Genomic DNA, 19,050 nt, shown 5'->3' with positions numbered 1-19,050 from the left:
TTTAAAGCTGACAATATGTTGAAACGTATCTTGGTACTTGACGATAATATGGATATCCTGGAGATAGTGCATGAAGTTCTTACCTACGAGCAATTTGAGGTTAAAAGCACATCAGAGAGTAAATCTATAGTGACTGTAGCTGAAGACTACAAGCCCGATCTAATTATTTTGGATTATAAACTGATGGATGACAATGGTGGCGAGATATGCCGCATGTTTAAATCGCACAAATCCTTACATAAAATACCGGTCATTATCTTTTCGGCTTACACCTCCAAACTCGATTTCTTTAGTTTCGGTTGTGATGCGGTGATCGCAAAACCTTTTGATCTTAACGAATTTATAGATACTGTTAACAACTGCCTGAGATTAAATTAATCAAAGGTTAGTTTGTTACTTATTGGATATATATAAGGCAAACAGGCTTTAACAACCTGTATGCCCTTATGATTCGTTACTGTTAAAACCTGTAACCTAAGTTAACGTATACAAATTTCCCTTCTTTAGAGTGGCCTATGGTTGCCTGAATCAATAACAATTCGGCCGGAACCAGGAAGATACCGCCACCATACCCATCATGCCACTGTGACGATTTTTCACCTGGTGTCCAAACCCTGCCTACGTCATTAAAGCCAATAATACCCAAGCTGCCCGGAAACAGGTACGAATTAAAATCGAGTACTTTTAAACGCGCTTCAATATTGTTATATACCATGCTCTTACCAGTAAACCGCCACGTACGGAAACCACGAAGGTTATCTGACCCGCCCAGCTTTAGCTGTTGAAAATATTCGGCATGGCCTAAGGTAGTTCCGCCACCCAACCTGGTTGCAATTACAAATACCGAATCACGATCGGGGTTAACGAAAAAGCTAAACTCTGTTTGCAACTGCGCATACCGCTGGTTTCGGTGGCTTAGTTCCTGCAATCCTCTTAAAGTAGTATTCCAATAAACACCTTTTGAGGTTAGTAACTGGTTATTCCGGGTATCTATTTCTGCACCGGTAATTAAACCTGCGTAAGTTTTAGTACCAAACACCTGTTCTTGCGGATTTTGCAAATTGTAAATACCCAAGTAACGATTTACATTTTCGGTAGCATCTGCGTAATAAAATTGTCCGGTTACACCGGCGCTTAACTTAACCTTATTGTAAGTATGTGCCAGCCGTACATCGCCATATATATGGTCGTACTGGTTACGGAACAATTGGATACCGTTATTATCCGGATTGAACGAAGTTTCGTTGCCAACACCAAAGAAGTTACTGATGTTGTGCGGACCTCTTGAAGTAAGATGCGCTATAATGTCATTATTGCCAATTGCATTCTTAAAATCACCGTTATAACGTATCAGGAAAGATTTACGGCCAAACGCATAGTTTGCTATCACTTCCTGCCGCCATTCATAAGGATCGTTCCTAAAACCTTGCTTGGTATAGGCGTACCCTAGGCTTAGTATAACACCATAATCATTATTATACCGGGCAAATACAATGGGTTCGGGCCGGTCATACTTGAAGTTTTTGCGGTCAAAATACGTAACTGTGGTATCGGCTCCGGTGCGTACACGTGCCAAGCTGCGGTCTGGCAATACATTAGTTTCATCCTTGCGGTCATATACATAGAGCTTGTGTTTATTATCAACCTCCTTGCTTACCACAAACGTATCTACGCTGCCAGTTGCCCCAATCATTCTAACCTTTATAGGCGACTTAACGCTACCGGTTACCTCAAACTTATCGCCACCACCGAAACCGTAAACCCTTATTTCGTCGGTTACATCGGGGTTAAACGTACGCTCGTATACTTCGCGGCCCACCGTGTTGTCTTTCTTAATATTCCGAACAACCAGCTTAACCCGGCCGCTGTCGCGCATTTTTACCTCTATCAACTCATCCTTTTCACTTGCCGGCACATCCACTGTTTTTGACAAAAAACGGTAATACTCCATGCCTATCTTATTAAGGTTATCACGGCGTGCCAAAAGAGTTTTGGTTATCTTTTTACCGGATAGGGCATATACCTTTGGCGGCATACGGTGCATGGCTTTATCAACCACCTCATTGGTTAAATGCGCTTGTACGTACTCAATCTGTTCTTTCCAATCCTTCTCGCTCAGCTCATTTAAGAAGTACCGGTCAAAGTTACGGCCGTTAAAGTTCCAGGCACCAACATCGCGTACATTGTCACTATAAGGCTGAAACTTAGCTTTTAACCACTGGTGTGATACAATCCAGGGCAGCACGCCCGATGTTTTGTAATAGACCTGGTCGCGGTCGCGTGGGATGGGTGTATAAACTGTTTCCTTTTTGTCTTTAGCTTTATCCCAGCGCCACTGGTCATCATGGCGGTCCCAGTCGCCCAAAACGTGGTCAAGCAAACGTGCCCTTAAAACCAGCTTTTGGTCAACGCGAACGTCGTTATCTTCGCGTAGCTTCTTTTGTACCTTTTTGGTATTATCGGTATTGTCTGATTCGAGCGGTTCACGTTCTTCAAACAGATATACCGCATTTTTATAATCTTTACGAAACTTACCCAGTACCGGATCGTCGCCTATATAAACTATTTCCGGGTTAGAATGCTTTATCTGCAGCGCCTCGGCCAAAACCGGTACCGTTAACGAGGCAAAAGGATTAGCGGTAGATGTTTGATCCTGAATGATAGCTTTGGTTAAGCCCGAACGTAATTGCGGCGGCAAAACACGCTCCGGATACTTTTGTACCGAACGCAACACCCACTCCTGCCCTGTTTTGTCTTTTAAGCGCAGCGATTTGGTTTGCATGCCGCCTCCTTTTTCTTCAATAACCAATCCGCCCTTTTCGGTGGCAAGGTTAACAATACGCAGTTTAACGGGTGTGCCCCACTCTTTACGATAATTTTCGCCCAGAAGGAAACGATGAACTCCGCTCACGCGGTTATAGTCCGGCGCTACGGCGATGGTTATGCTGTCGGCTTTAGGTTTGCTTTGTGCTGAAATACTGGTAACAGGCGCTATAATGGCACCCGCCAAAATTAATAACGAAGTAGGTAAATAATGTCTGTATGAGGGCATCTTAGTGATAAACCGTTTGTAAGTATCTGTTAATTTATGTTTAGCTGCTTGTAAACTTCAACATTAACACTAAAAGGTTGATTTTGTGAGAGCCGAAGCAACGATGTGTAAAAAATTTATTAAAAACTCATTAAAATTTTAGACGTGCTGTAATATACTAACACAAATAACGTATAAACAAACTTATGGGCTTTATTATTGAGCCGATAAATTTACATTTGTAACATTGCCTGAGCACGGCTTAATTAGCGCAGATACGCTTAATCCTTTTAAGAACTTTTGATTGAATGCAGAATAAAAAACGAACCTTGTTTTATTTGGCGGACGGCGCCCACAGCGAAATAATGCCCGAACTGATAAACCAAGGTATACTACCCAATATAAAAAGGATTATTGACGAGGGCACTATCCGCAAAGCCACCACCTGTTTTCCTTCAACTACCGGACCTGCTTATTTGCCATTTTTAACCGGGCATTTCCCAGGCACTATGGGTATTACCGGTATACGCTGGTTTGATAAAAAAGAGTTTAAACGTACACGCTGGAACAAAAATGCCATGCGTTCCTACTGCGGACCTGAAGCGGCCTGGTTCAACACCGATATGCCGGCCGATAAGCCTACCCTATTTGAATTGATGGGCGAATCGTACAATCTGTACAACATGATTACGCGCAACGTACCCGACGAGTATGATTTAGGTAAGATGGGAAAAGGGTTATTATACACCCGCGCACATTTTTGGAAACGGCATCACCCGGTTGACCTGCAAGGCCACCAGCGTATTATGGATATGCTGCACTCGGGCAAGGATTTCGACTTTTTATTTGCCGTGTTTCCGAGTGTAGACTGGGATTCGCATTATCATCATGTGCGTGATGAGCGTACCATCGAAGCTTATAAGATTGTAGATAACAGCTTAGGCGAAGTGCGTGCGCTGCTGGAGAAGAAAGGATGGTGGGATGATACCTTATTCATCATGACCTCAGACCATGGCCTTACCCCTACCGATAAGCATTTAGACCTTGGCGACTGGATGACCAACCATGGCTTAAAATCTGTTTACTATCCAACAATATGGAAAAGCAATCCTAAATCGGCCGTAATGATATCGGGCAACTCATTCGGCAGTATTCACCTGCTGAACCATGAGGGCGATCATGTACTGCGCGAGAATGAGATTTTGACTGCCATGGGCAGCACCCGTTTAAACAGCCTCATTGCCGAAAAAGCGGTAGACTTTGCCATTTACCGCGGCAACCGGGAAGAAAGCTTTGTAGTACATAATTCGGACGGAAAAGCCACTATAGAAGTTGATGGCGAAACGTTCAATTACCGGCCTGAAAGTGCCGATCCGCTAAAGTTAGGTAAAGACATCAGCGTAAATGGCCATCGGGCTGCTCTTGAGGAAACTTTCGAAAGCGATTATCCTGATTCGTTATACCAAATTTACCAGTTGTTTCAGAGCCGCCGCGCCGGCGATATTGTGATAAGCGCCCGTGTGGGTTATGACCTGCGCGACTTTTGGGAATACCCTGAACACCTGGGCTCACATGGTTCGCTGCATAAATCACACATTAACGTGCCGCTTATTTACAACCAAAAAAACTGGAACACACACGCTGCCCGTACTGCCGATCTATTTAACTCGATATTAAAATGGAAAGGCATAACGCCTAAAGCATCAGAAGGTGAAGCTTTATATTAACCTGCACTAAAATTGTAATATATTAGCGACTACATATGTCGGACACAAACGAAGCCAAACCCGTTGCGCTAACGCCCCAGCAAGAAACGCAAATTGAAGCCGAAGGCAAGCAGGAAGCACAGTCGGTGTTTAATAAAAAGTTAATAATTAAAGGCAGCTTATGGTTTGCCTTAATTACGGTATTAACCATAGCCGGCATCTTTTTTTACAACAACACGGGCCAAACTATTGAGGCGTTAAAACACATCTCGTATAAATACATTGCCATCTGTTTGGTAATGCTGTTTGTTGATTTGATGCTGGGCAGCTGGCGTAATCACATTTATATACGTAAGCTTAATCCGGCTGTATCACATTGGGTAAGTTTTAGAGCCAATGTGGCCAACATGTTTATGGGTGCAGTAACACCCGCCCACGGCGGTGCCGGCCCGGCGCAGATTTATGTATACACCAGCAATGGTGTTACCTTTATTGATGCCTTTGCCGTAAGCCTAATTAACATGGGCGCTACGCTTATATTTATGCCGCTGGCAGGCTTTGTGGCCATTATGCTAATGGATACCAGTTACGTAAGCGGTATAGTGCCTGCCATGTTAAAATACGGTTTCAGCTTTTTCCTCATCTTTTTGCTGGCTTTTCTTTTAGCTTTCTGGAAACCGGTTTGGGTTGGTATTATCATCAAAAAAATTGCAAACGGGCTATCAGCTATCTTCCCTAAACGCCGTGAAAAACTCGAAGTTTGGGCTGAAAGATCTTTTTTAAATATTTCTAAATATCAGCAAACTTGTAGCGTAATTATTAAGCAACATCCTTTCCTTTTTCCATTGAGCTTAATTATTACTACCCTGCTGTACATGAATAAGTACTGCATGCAGTATGTAATTTTGCTAGGTTTGGGGGTAAACGCCAGTTTAGTTCAGGTAATATCGATACAAATTCTTATTCAGTTTATGATTTACTTTGCCCCCAGCCCTGGCGGCAGCGGCTTTGCTGAGGTAAGTATATCAGTACTATTCGGCAAAATCGTACCTTCAGGCCTGTTGTCTATATTTACATTATTGCAACGTTCGTTCCTACTCTTTTTCCCGGCCATAATAGGTGCTTATACAGTAATTAATCTTTTAAGGAAACAAACACAACAGCAACACCGTACACAGGTAAAAACTGATGGCGCTGCTTAATAGTAAGATTCAGCACAATTAAACGCAGCGCTAATCGTTTACAGTCTTCAGGTTATTTGAAAATATATTTTGAAACTGTTAATTTTTAGTTAATTTTATAAACACAACCTTTATAGGTTGATTTGAAAACCTAAGTTACGCTAACCAACCTTTCATTATTATAGTAAGTCGTTATTTGATAGTACATATACTTAGTAACCCCTTTTACTTAAAATAGATGAAATTTAAACTTATTGTGTTGATGCTCGTACTCCAGGCGTCGTTCGTTAAATCGCAAAACTGGGACATCAGCTTATTAAACAAGTTTAACCCTAACAACGGCAACCAAAGCTCGAGCTGGAAATTTGTTTCAAACAATGCCATTTATATGTCTGCGGCAACGCCGCTTGCACTTGCTGTTGCCGGAATAGCCACACACGATCAAAAATTAAAGCAAACCGCCTTAAACACGGGTGTAGCTTTAGTGGGTAATACAGCCATTACCTTCTTTATGAAGAACAGCATACAACGCCCACGGCCATTTGTTACCTGGGGAGATAAAGTGATGCTACAGGGTAATACCTCACCAAGCGATTATTCTTTCCCATCCGGACACACATCAACCGCTTTTTCAGTAGCTACATCTGTAAGTTTAGCTTACCCTAAATGGTATGTGATTGCGCCAAGCTTTGCATTTGCTTCGGCAACTGCTTACTCACGTATGTACCGGGGCGCTCATTATCCAAGTGATGTATTGTGCGGTATGCTGGTTGGCTCTGGCTCAGCTTATTTAACACACAAACTGCAAAAGATGATGTATCGTAAAAGCATGGAGCGCCGTGCCAAAGCATTAGCATTATCGCAGCAAGAAACTAACCCGGTTTTCATCTCAGGCAATTAAGTTTAAACTCTACATAAAAGCAAAAGAGCAACCCAATGGGTTGCTCTTTTGCTTTTACCGGTGTTAGCAACAGGTAAAGTTTATTCTTCAAAGTTTATGCTAACCCTTAAAGCTTTTAAGCCAACTACACCTTGCAGTTCTTCCAAATCAAGTTTTTCAACCTCGGGCTGAAGCATCTTTTGAGCTTGCAGCTGTTTAATGTAAGTGAGTTGTTCATCGGCCTCAGCCTCAGTAAAATACACCAGTGCTATTTTGCCGGGTTGGGTTAGGCGCTCATCGCTATCCTTTAACAGCACTTTGTCAATTCTCTTTTTTATAACCTCATAACGGATGTTATAAGCCCCCTCCACATCAAACCGACGCTCATCGTTACGGAAGCTGATATCAATAGGTACGCTGTGTATGAATATAAGCTGGGTAGTTTGCAGCGAAGCCGGCATATGATCAAGTAGATTGTGCGTAAGCCTCGATACCTCAACCATTGAAGTGAGTTGCCACATGCGCATCTGCTTCAAAAAATCGGGGGCAAAAGGCTGCTTAGGTGCTATAGCCTGACCAACGTATACGTCGTACTCCACACCATCCGTCCTAAACTTTTCAAAATAGCAAGGGTATATCTGCTGCAGCTGTTTTTCGGCCTGTTCAAAATAATTGCTTATAGTAGCGTTAATCATTTGCATGGCTGTTTCCAGGCGGTTACGCTGCGTAAAAGCAGGCCCTTCGCAATCCTGTGCAATCATCTCCAGGAAACGGTCAACAATCTCGCCCGATTCGGGATGCTCCGTTCTCAAATTGGCCAGCGTTAGTCCCGCCTCACTTTCCAGGAACTCGTTGATCAGCATTTCATCACTGGTGTTCACTTGCTTTTCAACTACCTGCAACCAGTCACTAGCTTTTTCAGTCAGCGGTTGCCACTGCTTTCCGGGATACCGGTCTTCCAAAATATGCAGTATTTTAAGCAGTAATTTTATTACCCGTTTCAAGTCATTCTGCAGCGCTATATTACGCTCGATGGTGGAATTACGTATATCAATAGCTCCGTACAGCGGATAAACATCTTTAAACTCAATAAGTGTTTGTGAGGTACGCCTGCGCCTGGCCTTAGGGTTCTTGATCTGCTCCCAAGCCACTTCATTAAACTTCCATTGCACGGCTGGCTGCAAGGAGGTAAACTTGTCTCTGATTACATCATCAATACAAGCATTAAAATACTCAATGCTGTTTTGCAGGAGTTGTGCAATTAGCGGAATGGCAAACTCTAACCTGGAAAGCAGGTTTTCATAAAACACCAGTTCCTTTTCAGAATAAACCTCCATTACCCCGGCAATATGCTTGTTATAAAACACCGGAATAACCGCGTAAGACTTAATACCAGCATCACGTAGCGTTTTCAGGAAGAAAAATTTTTGCTGCCTGGTTTCCGAAATAGAACTGAAAAATACGGCCTTAGGCTCTTTCTCGTACCGGCTTACCAGCGCATTATAGGTCTCTTCGGCTACACCATATTTTCGGGCCGATTGCATCAAAATACTCTCAGAACAAGACGACAAGTCAAACAGCGGCTGACCATTAAGCTTTATAAATGGCAATAAACCAAAACAAACATGGTTGCTTTCGCTCAGCGTTTTGAGCGATTGAATAACATTGCGATAAAGTTCCTTTTGGTCTTCCACCGGATCGGTAATGGCATCGCGTATATCTTCGATAGCCTTGCGTGCGGTTACGTCTTCCAAACTAATAACCGAAAACCCTTCAAACTTAAACAAGCTTAAAGGCAATACTTCTGTAAGTACCTCTACACTGGTGTCCTCGTGGAGGTAATTTTCTATGGTTTCGAAATCGAGCTCGGGCAGTTTGCCTTTTACTTCAATTTCAATAAAGGCTGTATCAATATTAATATGATAGTACCTGCTCAGGCCCGTATCGGCGTTTACATACGAGTAGTATATATTGTTGCTAAGTGCAGAGGTAAAGCCATAAAGGCGCTTTAAAATAAGCCTGTAAATGTACTCCAGCTGCTGTTTACGAAACATATCATCATTAGTGATAATGGATGATGATGCCTCGCGGATATCCTTACTGGTAATAAGCTTATAAAAAGAGTCGGTGCTATACAATATCTGGTTAGGTACCGGTGTACTTAACGCCCAATAGCATTCTTCCTCGTTAAGCAACACTGGCGACAGTGCGCTGTATATTAATTCCAGCGCATGCTCATTGGGCGGTACCCCTTCGTCAGAAGACACCTTTATATCCTCAGTCTCCGATTCAAAATGCTCCAGCGCAAAGCTGTAAAACCTTGCTTTGATGGTATCATCTGCAGGCCGTCGCTTTTGTAAATGATTTACAAATGGTTTGAATGATAAAGCAGTTTCTACCAGGTCGTGCCCGGCCAGATGTTTATTAATATAAAATGATTTTTTCTGCATTGAACTGCTTTTTCCCTTTATTTAGAAAACACAGCGTTAACCAAAAGTTTACGTCTTGTTAAAAATTTCTAAGAATATTACAATTGCAGGTAACTACCTGTTAAAATCGGGTAAACTTCATAACACTGCCTTTGCTAAACTCATCCCCTTCGCTTGAGATGTAGAGATTACCCTTCTTGTCAAACGCAATACCCTCCGGCTGCAAAAACGTTTTATGATTAAGCGGATAAACTTCTTTAACCTGCCACTTTTCATCAGCTACCACTAACAGGCCATTTACAGCCGATACGATGAACCACTCATTGGTAATCGGGTTTTTAGCCATAGCCGATGGCCTGAACTTGATCTTATCATCGCCTAATAACTTAGTAATTTGTTTAACCTCAATTTTAAAGTTGCCGGCCATTTGCAAACTATCATTAGGCTGAATGTTGAACACGTAACCTGTACTGCTTTTGGTTGTTTTTTCATCTGCACAATTTTTGCATAGTACATACAACTTATGCGCTGCTGCATCGGCGTACATACTTTCGTACTCGCCGGGTGGGAGAATATTAACCAGCTCTTTTACGTTCGACAGTTCTTGCTCACCAATTTCGCTAATGGGAAACATGTAAAGTTTACCATTGCTTTTAAGTACAATAACCTGGTCTCCGTTGATGGCTACATCTTCATAATCGCCATGTTTGCCAAATTTGGTGTGGCTTACTTTCATGTCTTCGGTAAGCTTACCATAATACAATTTGCCGTCCTCATCCTGTATAGCGTACAATGTGCGGCCGTCGCCGTCTTTAAAAGTATGCCCCGATATCTCCAGCAAATCTTCCGGCATTTTGTACTTAGTTCCCTCTTTTAAATTGTATCCTTTGGGGCTTTTATATTGTTTTTGCTGACTTTGCGCACAAGAGCAGAGCATCAAACTCAGGCCGATAGAAATAAATAATGCAATATTTTTCATGGTTGAAAAAGTTTTAAAATGGCTAAACGCTTTGCGCTTTTTTCTGCAGCAAGGCATATATCTGTTGTTGCGACCTTACAGCCGGTTCATTGTGCATAACAGGTATATTGTTTAATTGTGTGTCTATATATACAGCCTGTGTGTTATCCTGCAATTGCAGATCAATCAGCTGCATAATCTCCTGTTTTACATCTGCATTGTATACAGGAAAGCATACCTCAATACGGTGGTAAATATTGCGGTTCATCCAGTCTGACGAGCCCATAAAAACCTCTGTACTGCCATTATTGCCAAATATGAATATTCGGCCATGTTCCAGGTAGCGGTCTACAATACGGGTTACCGTAATATTTTCACTCTGACCAGGAACGCCAGGCACCAGCCTGCAAATGCTACGCACAATCAACTGCACTTTAACCCCGGCGTTTGAGGCCTCGTAAAGTTTATTAATCAGCTTTTCTTCCTCCAGGTTATTCATCTTAATGATGATGGACGATGGCAGACCTTGCTGATGGTTTTCAATCTCGCGGTCTATAAGCTGCATAAAGCGCTCTTGCAAGTTAAACTGTGCCACCAGCAGATGTTTAAACGGCCTGATACTAACCTCGGCAGGCTTCTTCCTCTTCGACAGAAAGATAAAGAGCAGTTCCATTTCGCGCAGCAAGTCGCGGTTGCCTGTGAGTAAGATATGATCGGTATAAAACCGGGCGGTGTTCTCGTTAAAATTACCTGTGGCCAGCAAGCCTCTGTACTGCATGCGCTCGCCCGAGCGTAACTTAACCAGGGCTATTTTGGCGTGCACCTTAAGGGCGGTAACACTATAAATTAGCCTTGCACCTGCCGCCTTCAGTTTTTTGGCCCATTTAATATTGTTAGCTTCGTCAAAACGGGCTTTCAGCTCCACCATTACGTTTACCTTTTTGCCATTTTTGGCCGCACTGATGAGTGCATTTACGATTTTAGAATCGCTGGCCACCCGGTATAGGGATACATAAATCTCTTCCACATCGGGCCTTATGGCAGCTTCGTTAAAAAAACGCAGTATGGTATCGTAGCTGTGATACGGCGGATGCAAAACGTAATCCTTCATACCCATCATATCGAGCAATGATTGTGTTTCAGACAACGCATCAAAACGCAACGCCGGCCATTTTTCGGCTTTCAGGGCTGGGTTACTAACCGGTAACGAGGCTAGATCTTTTAAGTTATGGTAACGTCCTCCCTCAACAATACTACTCTCATTCAGGTTGAGTATGCTGCTTACATTTTGTATTACCCGGAGGGATAGGCCAGGTTCATGTAAAAAGCGGGTAGCAAAACCATAATCCCGCTTGCGCAACTGCCGCTCCAACTGATCGGCTAAATCGCCGGTATACTCGTCTTCAAAATCAAATTCAGCATCGCGGGTAATTTTAAAGCTGTGGCATCCTTTTATTTCCTCTGAGAAAATCTTGTCGAGATTATAGCGTATAATATCATCCAATAAAACGATGTAATATGCTCCCTGAACGGTCAGGCTGTAAAAGCGCGGTAGTTCATCAGATGGTATATTTAAGGCAACAATGCGTTCCTGCCCACCACCCTCATTACCCAGTTCAATTAAAAAGTAAAGCTTATTGTTCTCGGGGAAAAAACTACCTCCCGCTGTAAGTGTAACCGGCTGCAAAAATGCCATCACCTGGCTCAAAAAGTAGTCGGCTATTTGCCGAACAATCTGTGGTGGGAATTCTTCTTTATAAAGCAGATTAACACCCTGTGCTTTCAATTCGGGCAGAATGCTCTGGGTAAGGATCTGCCCGTACTGCTCCTGGTTTTTTTGTATAAGTTGCTGGGCTTTAAGCAAATCATCAGCCTGAACATTTACCCCTCCTGTTTCCTTATTGCGGCTGTGCAAACGGTTTAAGGCCGATAGTACCGGCATCCGCACACGATAAAACTCATCCAGGTTTGAGGAATAGATAGACAAAAAGTTAATCCTTTCCAGTAATGGCAAGCTTTTGCGTTCAGCCTCCTGCAGCACACGCTCATTGAACGAAAGCCAGCTTACATCGCGGTTAAAGAATTTTGGATGCATATCTCTTTAGTGTTTACCACCATCGCCATTAACAGCAGAGGCAATAATGAATGCCAATACTGAGGCTATTAAACCAAACATAAATATGTTATAGGATATGCGCAGCAGCCGGTACTTACGGCCCAGGACAACGCCCTGCGAGTATACGTCAATAATAAGGCTGCCGTACAAATATTCACGATCGGCCATTACGTTACGCATCCCGGCTATATATTCGGGCAAATTCATACGGTAAAAATTACCGAAGAAAAGCAAATTCACTTTTTTATCATTAACGTCCTGTTGAGAAAACCGGCCTTCGGGTATAGAGGGGCGGGTGGCCAGTATGGCAAAAATCATGGTTGTTAAACTAACCACCAGAATAATGAATGTAGGGATAATCAGGTAACTGTAATCCTCCAGGCGGCGCAACAGTAAACTAATAATGGCCGACAGAATGATCGAATTAACCGTAATCATGATATGCGCCTTATTGTCGGCCATATCACTAAGACGCTGGTGATTGCTCGAACTAACCCTGAACATGGTTTCAATACCTTTATCAGGGCGCTCTTTCTTTTTCCCGGTCTTTTCTTGAAATATAGTAGCCTCCTTGTCGGTTGCACCGGGAGTCTCTGTTTTCTTGCCAATATCGGCCAGATTTACGCCTTGTTGGGCTGGCGCTTGTTGTATGGGCACTGCCGGCTCCTGCACTTCTTCTTTACTCCCTGCTTCAGCGGCTTTATTTTTTTCTTCCCAGGCAGCAACTTTATCTTTTAATTCCTGAATATTTTTTTCTTTTTGATCGGCAAGCAGCATCCGTGCGTAATCTGTATGGTAATGCTGGCTTTCCATAAACTTAATGGTCTTTATGCGCCAGTCCTGCTTTGTATAATCGTAGTTTAAAGCTGTTTTACACTCCTTACGCAATTGCTTGTTCTTAGCATCAAAGCCTTCGGTGCCCAGATGAAATAAATCAGCGTCGCATATAATTTCTTGCAACAGCCCTACCGGGTTTTGCGGCATGCGGGTAGCCATAATACAGTTTTTCACTTCCTGTATCACCGCTTCGTCGGCGTACTGTGCCCTTAAAAATTCTTCGGCTAAATGTGCGCTTCGCTCCTCATGGTTGCTCATGTTCTCGAGGTAACCGGTATCATGAAACCAGGCCGCCGCCGTTACCACAAAAAAATCATGATCATCCAGCTGGTAATGATTGGCTATTTGCACTGCCGCTGCAACCACATCCTCTGTATGGGTACGGTTATGATAGAGTAAACTTTCGTTGTTACGAAGCTTAAAATACGATAAGACCTGCTGTTTTACTTTTTCCAGCAGTTGTTGATAGTTCATAGGCGATTTTAAAAACGTTGCGAAATATGGATAAGTATCTGGTTAAAGGACGCCTCCAATAAATTAATCCACTGCATAATACCTAAAATACATGCATTTGGTTTTAACATCTTTGCAGGCGCGCACCTTAAACTAACGCTTGTTAAAGTTAGTAATTACCAGTAAATATTTACAAGGGTAACACTTAAGCTGCTTTTTACTGTTGATAAACATCAAGAAACACTTTTTGCCTACCTTGCAAACAAATGTTACAACACCTGATGAAGAGCATCATTCTTTTTAAGACACTGCCTGTAATAGCCATTTTTATACTTTTTAATTTGCGGCTAGAAGCCCAGGTTATGCAAGAGCCGTTTGGCCGAAGCCTGGACGACCGGATCATGATTCATTTGGCCGAAAACCGCACACCCGAACGCACCGGCTTTTACTATTTCATGTCGAAAACCAATATTTACGGAAATTTACTCACACCGGCGGGCTTACTCATAGGCGGCACCATAAGCAATGATAAAGCCATGCGCCAAAATGCATTGTATGTTGCCAGCAGTTCTGCTATTTCATATGGTACTATATTACTAATCAAGCGAATTTTTAAGCGCCCGCGGCCATTCAGGGGTAATTTCCGCATTGTACCTGTATATATTGCCGGCGATTATTCATTCCCTTCAGGGCATGCTTCATCTTCCATGAGCACGGCTACATCACTTTCTATGCTTTACCCTAAATGGTATGTGATAGCTCCCGCATTTTTATGGGCTGGCTCCGTTAGTTATTCGAGAATGTACCTGGGCCTGCATTACCCCAGCGATGTTGCCACCGGAACGCTTATAGGTGCCGGTACATCCGTTTATTTAAACACAATCAGGAACAGGGTGCAATAGTTTTTTGGCGTTTAACACGCAGTCACGTGCAAGAGTGAACCCTTTTATCTTTCATGTCGTTCTTGATTCTATACTCTCGCCTCTACCCCTCTCAAAGCAAAACTATTTTCCTATTTTTGCACACTACGAGTAAAGCTAGTTCATAGCTTGAAAATTTATGCATGGATATTTCAGTTGTTGTACCCTTATTTAACGAAGTAGAATCGTTACCCGAACTAACCACTTGGATTAGCCGGGTAATGGATGAAAACCGTTTTACTTACGAAATACTTTTGGTTGATGATGGCAGTAAGGACGGATCATGGGAAATGATCTGCAAGCTGCACGGCCATAACCCGCACGTTAAGGGTATCAAATTCAGGCGCAATTATGGAAAATCTGCCGCCTTAAATACAGGTTTTGAGGCCGCGCAAGGCAATGTGGTGATTACTATGGATGCCGATTTGCAGGATAGCCCCGACGAAATACCCGAGCTATACCGCCGTATTAGTGAAGAAAATTATGATCTGATATCAGGCTGGAAAGCTAAACGGTATGATCCGCTAACCAAAACCATACCTACCCGTTTATTTAACGCGGCTACACGCAGCATGTCTGGCATTAATAATCTGCACGATTTTAATTGCGGCTTAAAGGCCTATCGCAAAGCTGTGGTCAAAAATATTGAGGTTTATGGCGAGATGCACCGTTACATACCGGTAATTGCCAAATGGGCCGGCTTCACTAAAATTGGCGAACAGGTAGTGGAACATCGCGCCCGCAAATACGGCAAAACCAAATTTGGCATGAGCCGCTTTATTAACGGCTTCCTCGACCTGCTTTCCATCTTTTTTGTAGGAAAATTTGGCAAACGCCCCATGCACTTTTTTGGTTCAATGGGTGTGCTGAGCTTTTTCATCGGCTTAGTAATGACCACATGGATTATTGCGGAAAAGCTGATTCACATTGCGCACAATGAAAAATATCGCGATGCAACAGATAGCACCATGTTTTACCTTGCTTTGGTGGCCATTGTGGTAGGTTCGCAGCTATTTTTAACCGGGTTTGTGGCCGAACTGGTATCACGCAATTCGCCTGAGCGAAACAATTATCAAATAGAAGACAAAGTTTAATTTCGAATTAAGCCCCTGTCATTCCGAACCATAGCGAGCAGTATTTCCGGAAGTACCTGGTAATGGCTTTGAAACGATTTATCGTTAACACTCGAAATGACATAATCCATATTATTTGCAGATAAACTTATCATCTGCATATTTGCACATTCGCCCGTTTAAATAATGTTTTTCTCCATCATCATACCACTTTATAACCGCCCGCAGGAGATTAAAGAACTGCTGGAAAGCCTTATGCGCCAAACTTACCGGCAGTTTGAGGTTTTAGTAATTGAGGATGGTTCGGTTAAAGATGCAAAAGACATTGTAGCCGCATTTGCAGCAGATCTGGACGTACACTATTATTTCAAGCCCAACGAAGGCCAGGGTTTTAGCCGCAACTTTGGTTTTGAACGAGCCAAAGGCGACTATTTTATCATCTTCGACTCAGATATACTGGTGCCTGAAAATTACCTTGAGGTGGTCAACAATCGCCTCGAAACCGATTACCTGGATGCTTATGGCGGGCCTGATGATGCACATCCATCATTTACGCCCATGCAAAAGGCCATTAGTTATTCCATGACCTCGCCATTTACTACAGGCGGCATACGTGGCAATAAAAAAGGTATTGGCCAGTTTCATCCGCGCAGCTTTAATATGGGCGTATCACGACAGGTGTGGCAAAAACTTGGCGGCTTCATCATTACCCGCTTGGGTGAGGATATTGAGTACAGTATCCGCATTCATACCGCCGGTTTTAAAATAGGCTTGATACCCGAAGCCAAGGTTTACCACAAGCGGCGCACCAGTTACAGCCAGTTTTATAAGCAGCTTCATTTTTTTGGTAGGTCGCGCATCAATATCTACAAATTCTTTCCGTCAGAGTTGAAGGCCGTGCATTTTTTCCCGGCAGTATTTACACTTGGGGTTATGTTTACGCTTATAGCTAATTTGTTTGGCTGGCCTGTTGCCTGGTTGGGCAATGCGGTATTGGTGATATTCACTTTGTTAATATTTTTTCATTCGCTGTCTAAAAACAAATCGTTAAAAGTTGCATTTTTGAGCATAGGCGCAGCCTTCATTCAACTTATAGCTTACGGCCTGGGTTTTATGCAGGACTATGGTAAGCGCATTATTTTAAAACAATCATAAGCACCTATGTATCATCCTTTTTCCATAGCCGACACTATAAGAACAGCATGGAATGTTATCAAAAAAAATTATATCACGCTGATTGTTTACTCCATGATATCGTTGATCTTTTACGAGATCATCAAATTTCTCACTGGCTTTGTAGTTATATATGATAATGAGTATAAACAGGTAGCATTCGTTTTCTTCATGATGCTTGTACAATCCTACCTGGTACTGAGCTTTTACAAACTTATTTTAACCCTTATGGATAGGGAGTATTACGAATTTGAGTTTCGTGATATATTGCCATCATTCCGGATGGCTCTTTCCTTTGTCACAATCGGGGTGCTTTACACTATTCTGATCGGTACTATTATATTTCTGAATTTACAATTGGATATTGCACCAACCGTACGTAATGTAGTTGATAAGTTAGAAATAATAGCAGTTGGTTACCTTCTGGTACGCTCTATATACTGCCTTTGCTTTATTGTAGATGAAGATTCGGGGCCTATTGAGTCGCTTAAACAAAGCTTTTACATCACCTGGAATAACTTTTTCAAGCTGTTGGGCCTTATACTCATTGTAGTAGGTTTTATTGCCTTACTTCTAATTATCATCAATTTAATTATTACATTTTTATTTGATGTGGATAGCAGCAGTTACATCTTTAAAATAGCTTCAATATGCTGGTTTGCGGTTTCTTTTCCGCTCGTACAGGTGATGATCATGGTATCATACCGTAAATTAGTTTACAGCCATAAGGATGTAGATGATGACGTGTCAGAAACTTTATAAGCCATGGGGTTAAAATCCGTTTTAAGTAAACTTTTTGCAGCCCGGGTAAACCGCCACATAAACCACATGCGGCAAAATGCCGTGCAGCTACAGCACCAAACGCTGCTGCACTTAATTAAACAAGCGTCAGCAACCGCCTTTGGCAAAGACCACCACTTCCAAAACATTCATACCTACGAAGATTTTAAACTTAACGTACCCGTGCGCGATTACGAGGACTTGCGCCCGTACATTGACCGGGTTACGCATGGCGAACCGGATGTAATGTGGCCGGGCAAGCCTGCTTATCTTGCCAAAACATCGGGTACTACATCGGGCGTTAAATATATACCAATCTCAAAAGAGAGCATGCCCGAGCATATCAAAGCCGCACGCAATGCATTGCTTAGTTACATTCATGAAACCGGCAAGGCGGATTTTGTAGACGGAAAGATGATATTTTTGCAAGGCAGCCCGGTAATGAGCAAAAAAGCCGGTATTGCTACAGGTCGTTTATCGGGCATAGTGGCGCACCATGTACCTGCATATCTGCAAAAAAACAGACTGCCCAGTTACGAAGTAAATTGTATTGACGACTGGGAGCAAAAAGTGGATGCCATAGTGGAAGAAACTTACGATGCCGATATGCGCCTTATATCGGGCATACCGCCCTGGTGCCAAATGTACTTTGACCGGCTTTCGGCGAAAGCTGGCGGTAAAAAGATCAAAGACATTTTTCCTAACTTTAAGTTGTTTGTTTACGGTGGGGTAAATTACGAACCCTATCGGGCACGAATTGAAGAAAGCATAGGCTTTGGTATAGACACGATAGAAACTTACCCTGCATCAGAAGGCTTTATTGCCTTTCAGGATTCTCAAAAAGACAAAGGCTTACTTTTGCTGGCAGATTCGGGCATATTTTACGAGTTTATCCCTTCAGAAGAATATTTTAATGAAAATCCCAGCCGTCTAAGCCTCGGTCAGGTTGAATTAAATAAGAACTATGCCCTTATACTCAATACAAATGCCGGCTTATGGGGTTACAGCATTGGCGATACCGTCAAGTTCACATCCCTTAACCCTTACAAAATTGTAGTAAGCGGCCGCATTAAACACTATATATCAGCATTTGGCGAGCATGTGATTGGCGAGGAAGTAGAACATGCTTTAATGAGTGTAGCCCGTGAAGAAGGTGTAGATGTAGTAGAATTTACAGTAGCACCGCAGGTTAACCCGGCCGATGGTTTGCCCTACCACGAATGGTTTGTTGAGTTTGGCAAAACACCTGCAGATATGCCGGCTTTTGCACAAAAGGTGGACAGGGTGCTGCAGCAAAAAAATATTTATTACTATGACCTCATTGAGGGTAACATTTTGCGCCCTTTGGTAGTCAGATGTCTGCAACCGGATAGTTTTATTAATTTTATGCGCTCGCAAGGGAAGCTTGGCGGGCAAAACAAAGTACCCCGGCTATCAAACGATCGTAAGATTGCGGATGCCCTTGCTGGTTATATTATTTAATCTTAATTTTAAATCTTTTATAAATTAAACA

The 19,050-nt window shown here is 42.7% G+C and carries 14 protein-coding genes; 9 read left to right on the top strand and 5 right to left on the bottom strand.

Annotated elements, in window-relative coordinates:
• The first annotated feature begins 15 nt into the window (after positions 1 to 15).
• Positions 16 to 378: a response regulator gene (locus ABDD94_RS06650; RefSeq protein ID WP_345948313.1), complete on the top strand. Its 363-nt coding sequence runs from the start codon at positions 16 to 18 to the stop codon at positions 376 to 378.
• Positions 379 to 460: 82 nt separating this feature from the next.
• Here ABDD94_RS06650 and ABDD94_RS06645 read toward each other — a convergent pair whose 3' ends face one another.
• On the bottom strand, positions 461 to 3,052 hold the full coding sequence (locus tag ABDD94_RS06645) for a BamA/TamA family outer membrane protein (protein WP_345955178.1): 2,592 nt from the start codon (positions 3,050 to 3,052) through the stop codon (positions 461 to 463).
• 287 nt (positions 3,053 to 3,339) lie between these two features.
• On the opposite strand from ABDD94_RS06645, the gene ABDD94_RS06640 reads away from it, so the two are divergent.
• The 3 genes from ABDD94_RS06640 (at position 3,340) to ABDD94_RS06630 (ending at position 6,819) form a co-directional block, all read left to right on the top strand.
• Entirely contained in the window at positions 3,340 to 4,758 is a 1,419-nt protein-coding gene (locus tag ABDD94_RS06640) for an alkaline phosphatase family protein (protein WP_345955177.1), read from the top strand.
• 35 nt (positions 4,759 to 4,793) lie between these two features.
• Positions 4,794 to 5,939 carry a lysylphosphatidylglycerol synthase transmembrane domain-containing protein gene (locus ABDD94_RS06635; protein WP_345955176.1) on the top strand — a complete coding sequence of 382 codons (1,146 nt, stop codon included), beginning with the start codon at positions 4,794 to 4,796 and terminating at the stop codon, positions 5,937 to 5,939.
• Between the two features lie 217 nt (positions 5,940 to 6,156).
• On the top strand, positions 6,157 to 6,819 hold the full coding sequence (locus tag ABDD94_RS06630; protein WP_345955175.1) for a phosphatase PAP2 family protein: 663 nt from the start codon (positions 6,157 to 6,159) through the stop codon (positions 6,817 to 6,819).
• Between the two features lie 80 nt (positions 6,820 to 6,899).
• On the opposite strand, the gene ABDD94_RS06625 is transcribed toward ABDD94_RS06630, so the two are convergent.
• The 4 genes from ABDD94_RS06625 to ABDD94_RS06610 all read right to left on the bottom strand — a co-directional run bounded on the left by ABDD94_RS06625 (position 6,900) and on the right by ABDD94_RS06610 (position 13,612).
• On the bottom strand, positions 6,900 to 9,248 hold the full coding sequence (locus ABDD94_RS06625; protein ID WP_345955174.1) for a GAF domain-containing protein: 2,349 nt from the start codon (positions 9,246 to 9,248) through the stop codon (positions 6,900 to 6,902).
• A 100-nt stretch (positions 9,249 to 9,348) separates the two neighbouring features.
• Entirely contained in the window at positions 9,349 to 10,206 is an 858-nt protein-coding gene (locus ABDD94_RS06620; protein ID WP_345948319.1) for an SdiA-regulated domain-containing protein, read from the bottom strand.
• Positions 10,207 to 10,228: 22 nt separating this feature from the next.
• Positions 10,229 to 12,280 carry a polyphosphate kinase 1 gene (gene ppk1, locus ABDD94_RS06615; RefSeq protein WP_345955173.1) on the bottom strand — a complete coding sequence of 684 codons (2,052 nt, stop codon included), beginning with the start codon at positions 12,278 to 12,280 and terminating at the stop codon, positions 10,229 to 10,231.
• Positions 12,281 to 12,286: 6 nt separating this feature from the next.
• Positions 12,287 to 13,612, bottom strand: coding sequence for a Pycsar system effector family protein (locus tag ABDD94_RS06610; protein ID WP_345955172.1), 1,326 nt, complete (start codon positions 13,610 to 13,612; stop codon positions 12,287 to 12,289).
• A 260-nt stretch (positions 13,613 to 13,872) separates the two neighbouring features.
• On the opposite strand from ABDD94_RS06610, the gene ABDD94_RS06605 reads away from it, so the two are divergent.
• The 5 genes from ABDD94_RS06605 to ABDD94_RS06585 all read left to right on the top strand — a co-directional run bounded on the left by ABDD94_RS06605 (position 13,873) and on the right by ABDD94_RS06585 (position 19,019).
• Positions 13,873 to 14,493, top strand: a complete 621-nt coding sequence (locus ABDD94_RS06605; protein WP_345955171.1) for a phosphatase PAP2 family protein — start codon at positions 13,873 to 13,875, stop codon at positions 14,491 to 14,493.
• A 161-nt stretch (positions 14,494 to 14,654) separates the two neighbouring features.
• The gene (locus ABDD94_RS06600; RefSeq protein ID WP_345955170.1) at positions 14,655 to 15,605 is read left to right on the top strand and encodes a glycosyltransferase family 2 protein; all 951 of its coding nucleotides are present in this window, start codon (positions 14,655 to 14,657) and stop codon (positions 15,603 to 15,605) included.
• 165 nt (positions 15,606 to 15,770) lie between these two features.
• Positions 15,771 to 16,739 carry a glycosyltransferase gene (locus tag ABDD94_RS06595; RefSeq protein ID WP_345955169.1) on the top strand — a complete coding sequence of 323 codons (969 nt, stop codon included), beginning with the start codon at positions 15,771 to 15,773 and terminating at the stop codon, positions 16,737 to 16,739.
• Between the two features lie 6 nt (positions 16,740 to 16,745).
• Positions 16,746 to 17,519 (top strand): hypothetical protein, encoded by a 774-nt coding sequence (locus tag ABDD94_RS06590; protein ID WP_345948325.1) that lies wholly within the window; start codon positions 16,746 to 16,748, stop codon positions 17,517 to 17,519.
• A gap of 3 nt (positions 17,520 to 17,522) precedes the next feature.
• A complete protein-coding gene (locus tag ABDD94_RS06585) occupies positions 17,523 to 19,019 on the top strand; it encodes a GH3 auxin-responsive promoter family protein (protein ID WP_345955168.1) in 1,497 nt (498 codons plus the stop codon).
• The last annotated feature ends 31 nt before the right edge of the window (positions 19,020 to 19,050 follow it).

The sequence above is a fragment of the Mucilaginibacter sp. PAMB04168 genome (assembly GCF_039634365.2).
Classification (GTDB): Bacteria; Bacteroidota; Bacteroidia; order Sphingobacteriales; family Sphingobacteriaceae; genus Mucilaginibacter.
The sequence above is the reverse complement of the archived record's forward strand: the minus strand, read 5'-3'. Positions and strand labels throughout refer to the sequence as shown.

What these genes read in the sequence shown, in the direction of transcription:
- ABDD94_RS06600 (WP_345955170.1), top strand. Translation starts at nt 14,655, where the DNA reads ATGGATATTTCAGTTGTTGTACCCTTATTTAACGAAGTAGAATCGTTA.
- ABDD94_RS06625 (WP_345955174.1), bottom strand. Translation starts at nt 9,248, where the DNA reads ATGCAGAAAAAATCATTTTATATTAATAAACATCTGGCCGGGCACGAC.
- ABDD94_RS06595 (WP_345955169.1), top strand. Translation starts at nt 15,771, where the DNA reads ATGTTTTTCTCCATCATCATACCACTTTATAACCGCCCGCAGGAGATT.
- ABDD94_RS06605 (WP_345955171.1), top strand. Translation starts at nt 13,873, where the DNA reads ATGAAGAGCATCATTCTTTTTAAGACACTGCCTGTAATAGCCATTTTT.
- ppk1 (WP_345955173.1), bottom strand. Translation starts at nt 12,280, where the DNA reads ATGCATCCAAAATTCTTTAACCGCGATGTAAGCTGGCTTTCGTTCAAT.
- ABDD94_RS06590 (WP_345948325.1), top strand. Translation starts at nt 16,746, where the DNA reads ATGTATCATCCTTTTTCCATAGCCGACACTATAAGAACAGCATGGAAT.
- ABDD94_RS06620 (WP_345948319.1), bottom strand. Translation starts at nt 10,206, where the DNA reads ATGAAAAATATTGCATTATTTATTTCTATCGGCCTGAGTTTGATGCTC.
- ABDD94_RS06650 (WP_345948313.1), top strand. Translation starts at nt 16, where the DNA reads ATGTTGAAACGTATCTTGGTACTTGACGATAATATGGATATCCTGGAG.
- ABDD94_RS06585 (WP_345955168.1), top strand. Translation starts at nt 17,523, where the DNA reads ATGGGGTTAAAATCCGTTTTAAGTAAACTTTTTGCAGCCCGGGTAAAC.
- ABDD94_RS06630 (WP_345955175.1), top strand. Translation starts at nt 6,157, where the DNA reads ATGAAATTTAAACTTATTGTGTTGATGCTCGTACTCCAGGCGTCGTTC.
- ABDD94_RS06645 (WP_345955178.1), bottom strand. Translation starts at nt 3,052, where the DNA reads ATGCCCTCATACAGACATTATTTACCTACTTCGTTATTAATTTTGGCG.
- ABDD94_RS06640 (WP_345955177.1), top strand. Translation starts at nt 3,340, where the DNA reads ATGCAGAATAAAAAACGAACCTTGTTTTATTTGGCGGACGGCGCCCAC.
- ABDD94_RS06610 (WP_345955172.1), bottom strand. Translation starts at nt 13,612, where the DNA reads ATGAACTATCAACAACTGCTGGAAAAAGTAAAACAGCAGGTCTTATCG.
- ABDD94_RS06635 (WP_345955176.1), top strand. Translation starts at nt 4,794, where the DNA reads ATGTCGGACACAAACGAAGCCAAACCCGTTGCGCTAACGCCCCAGCAA.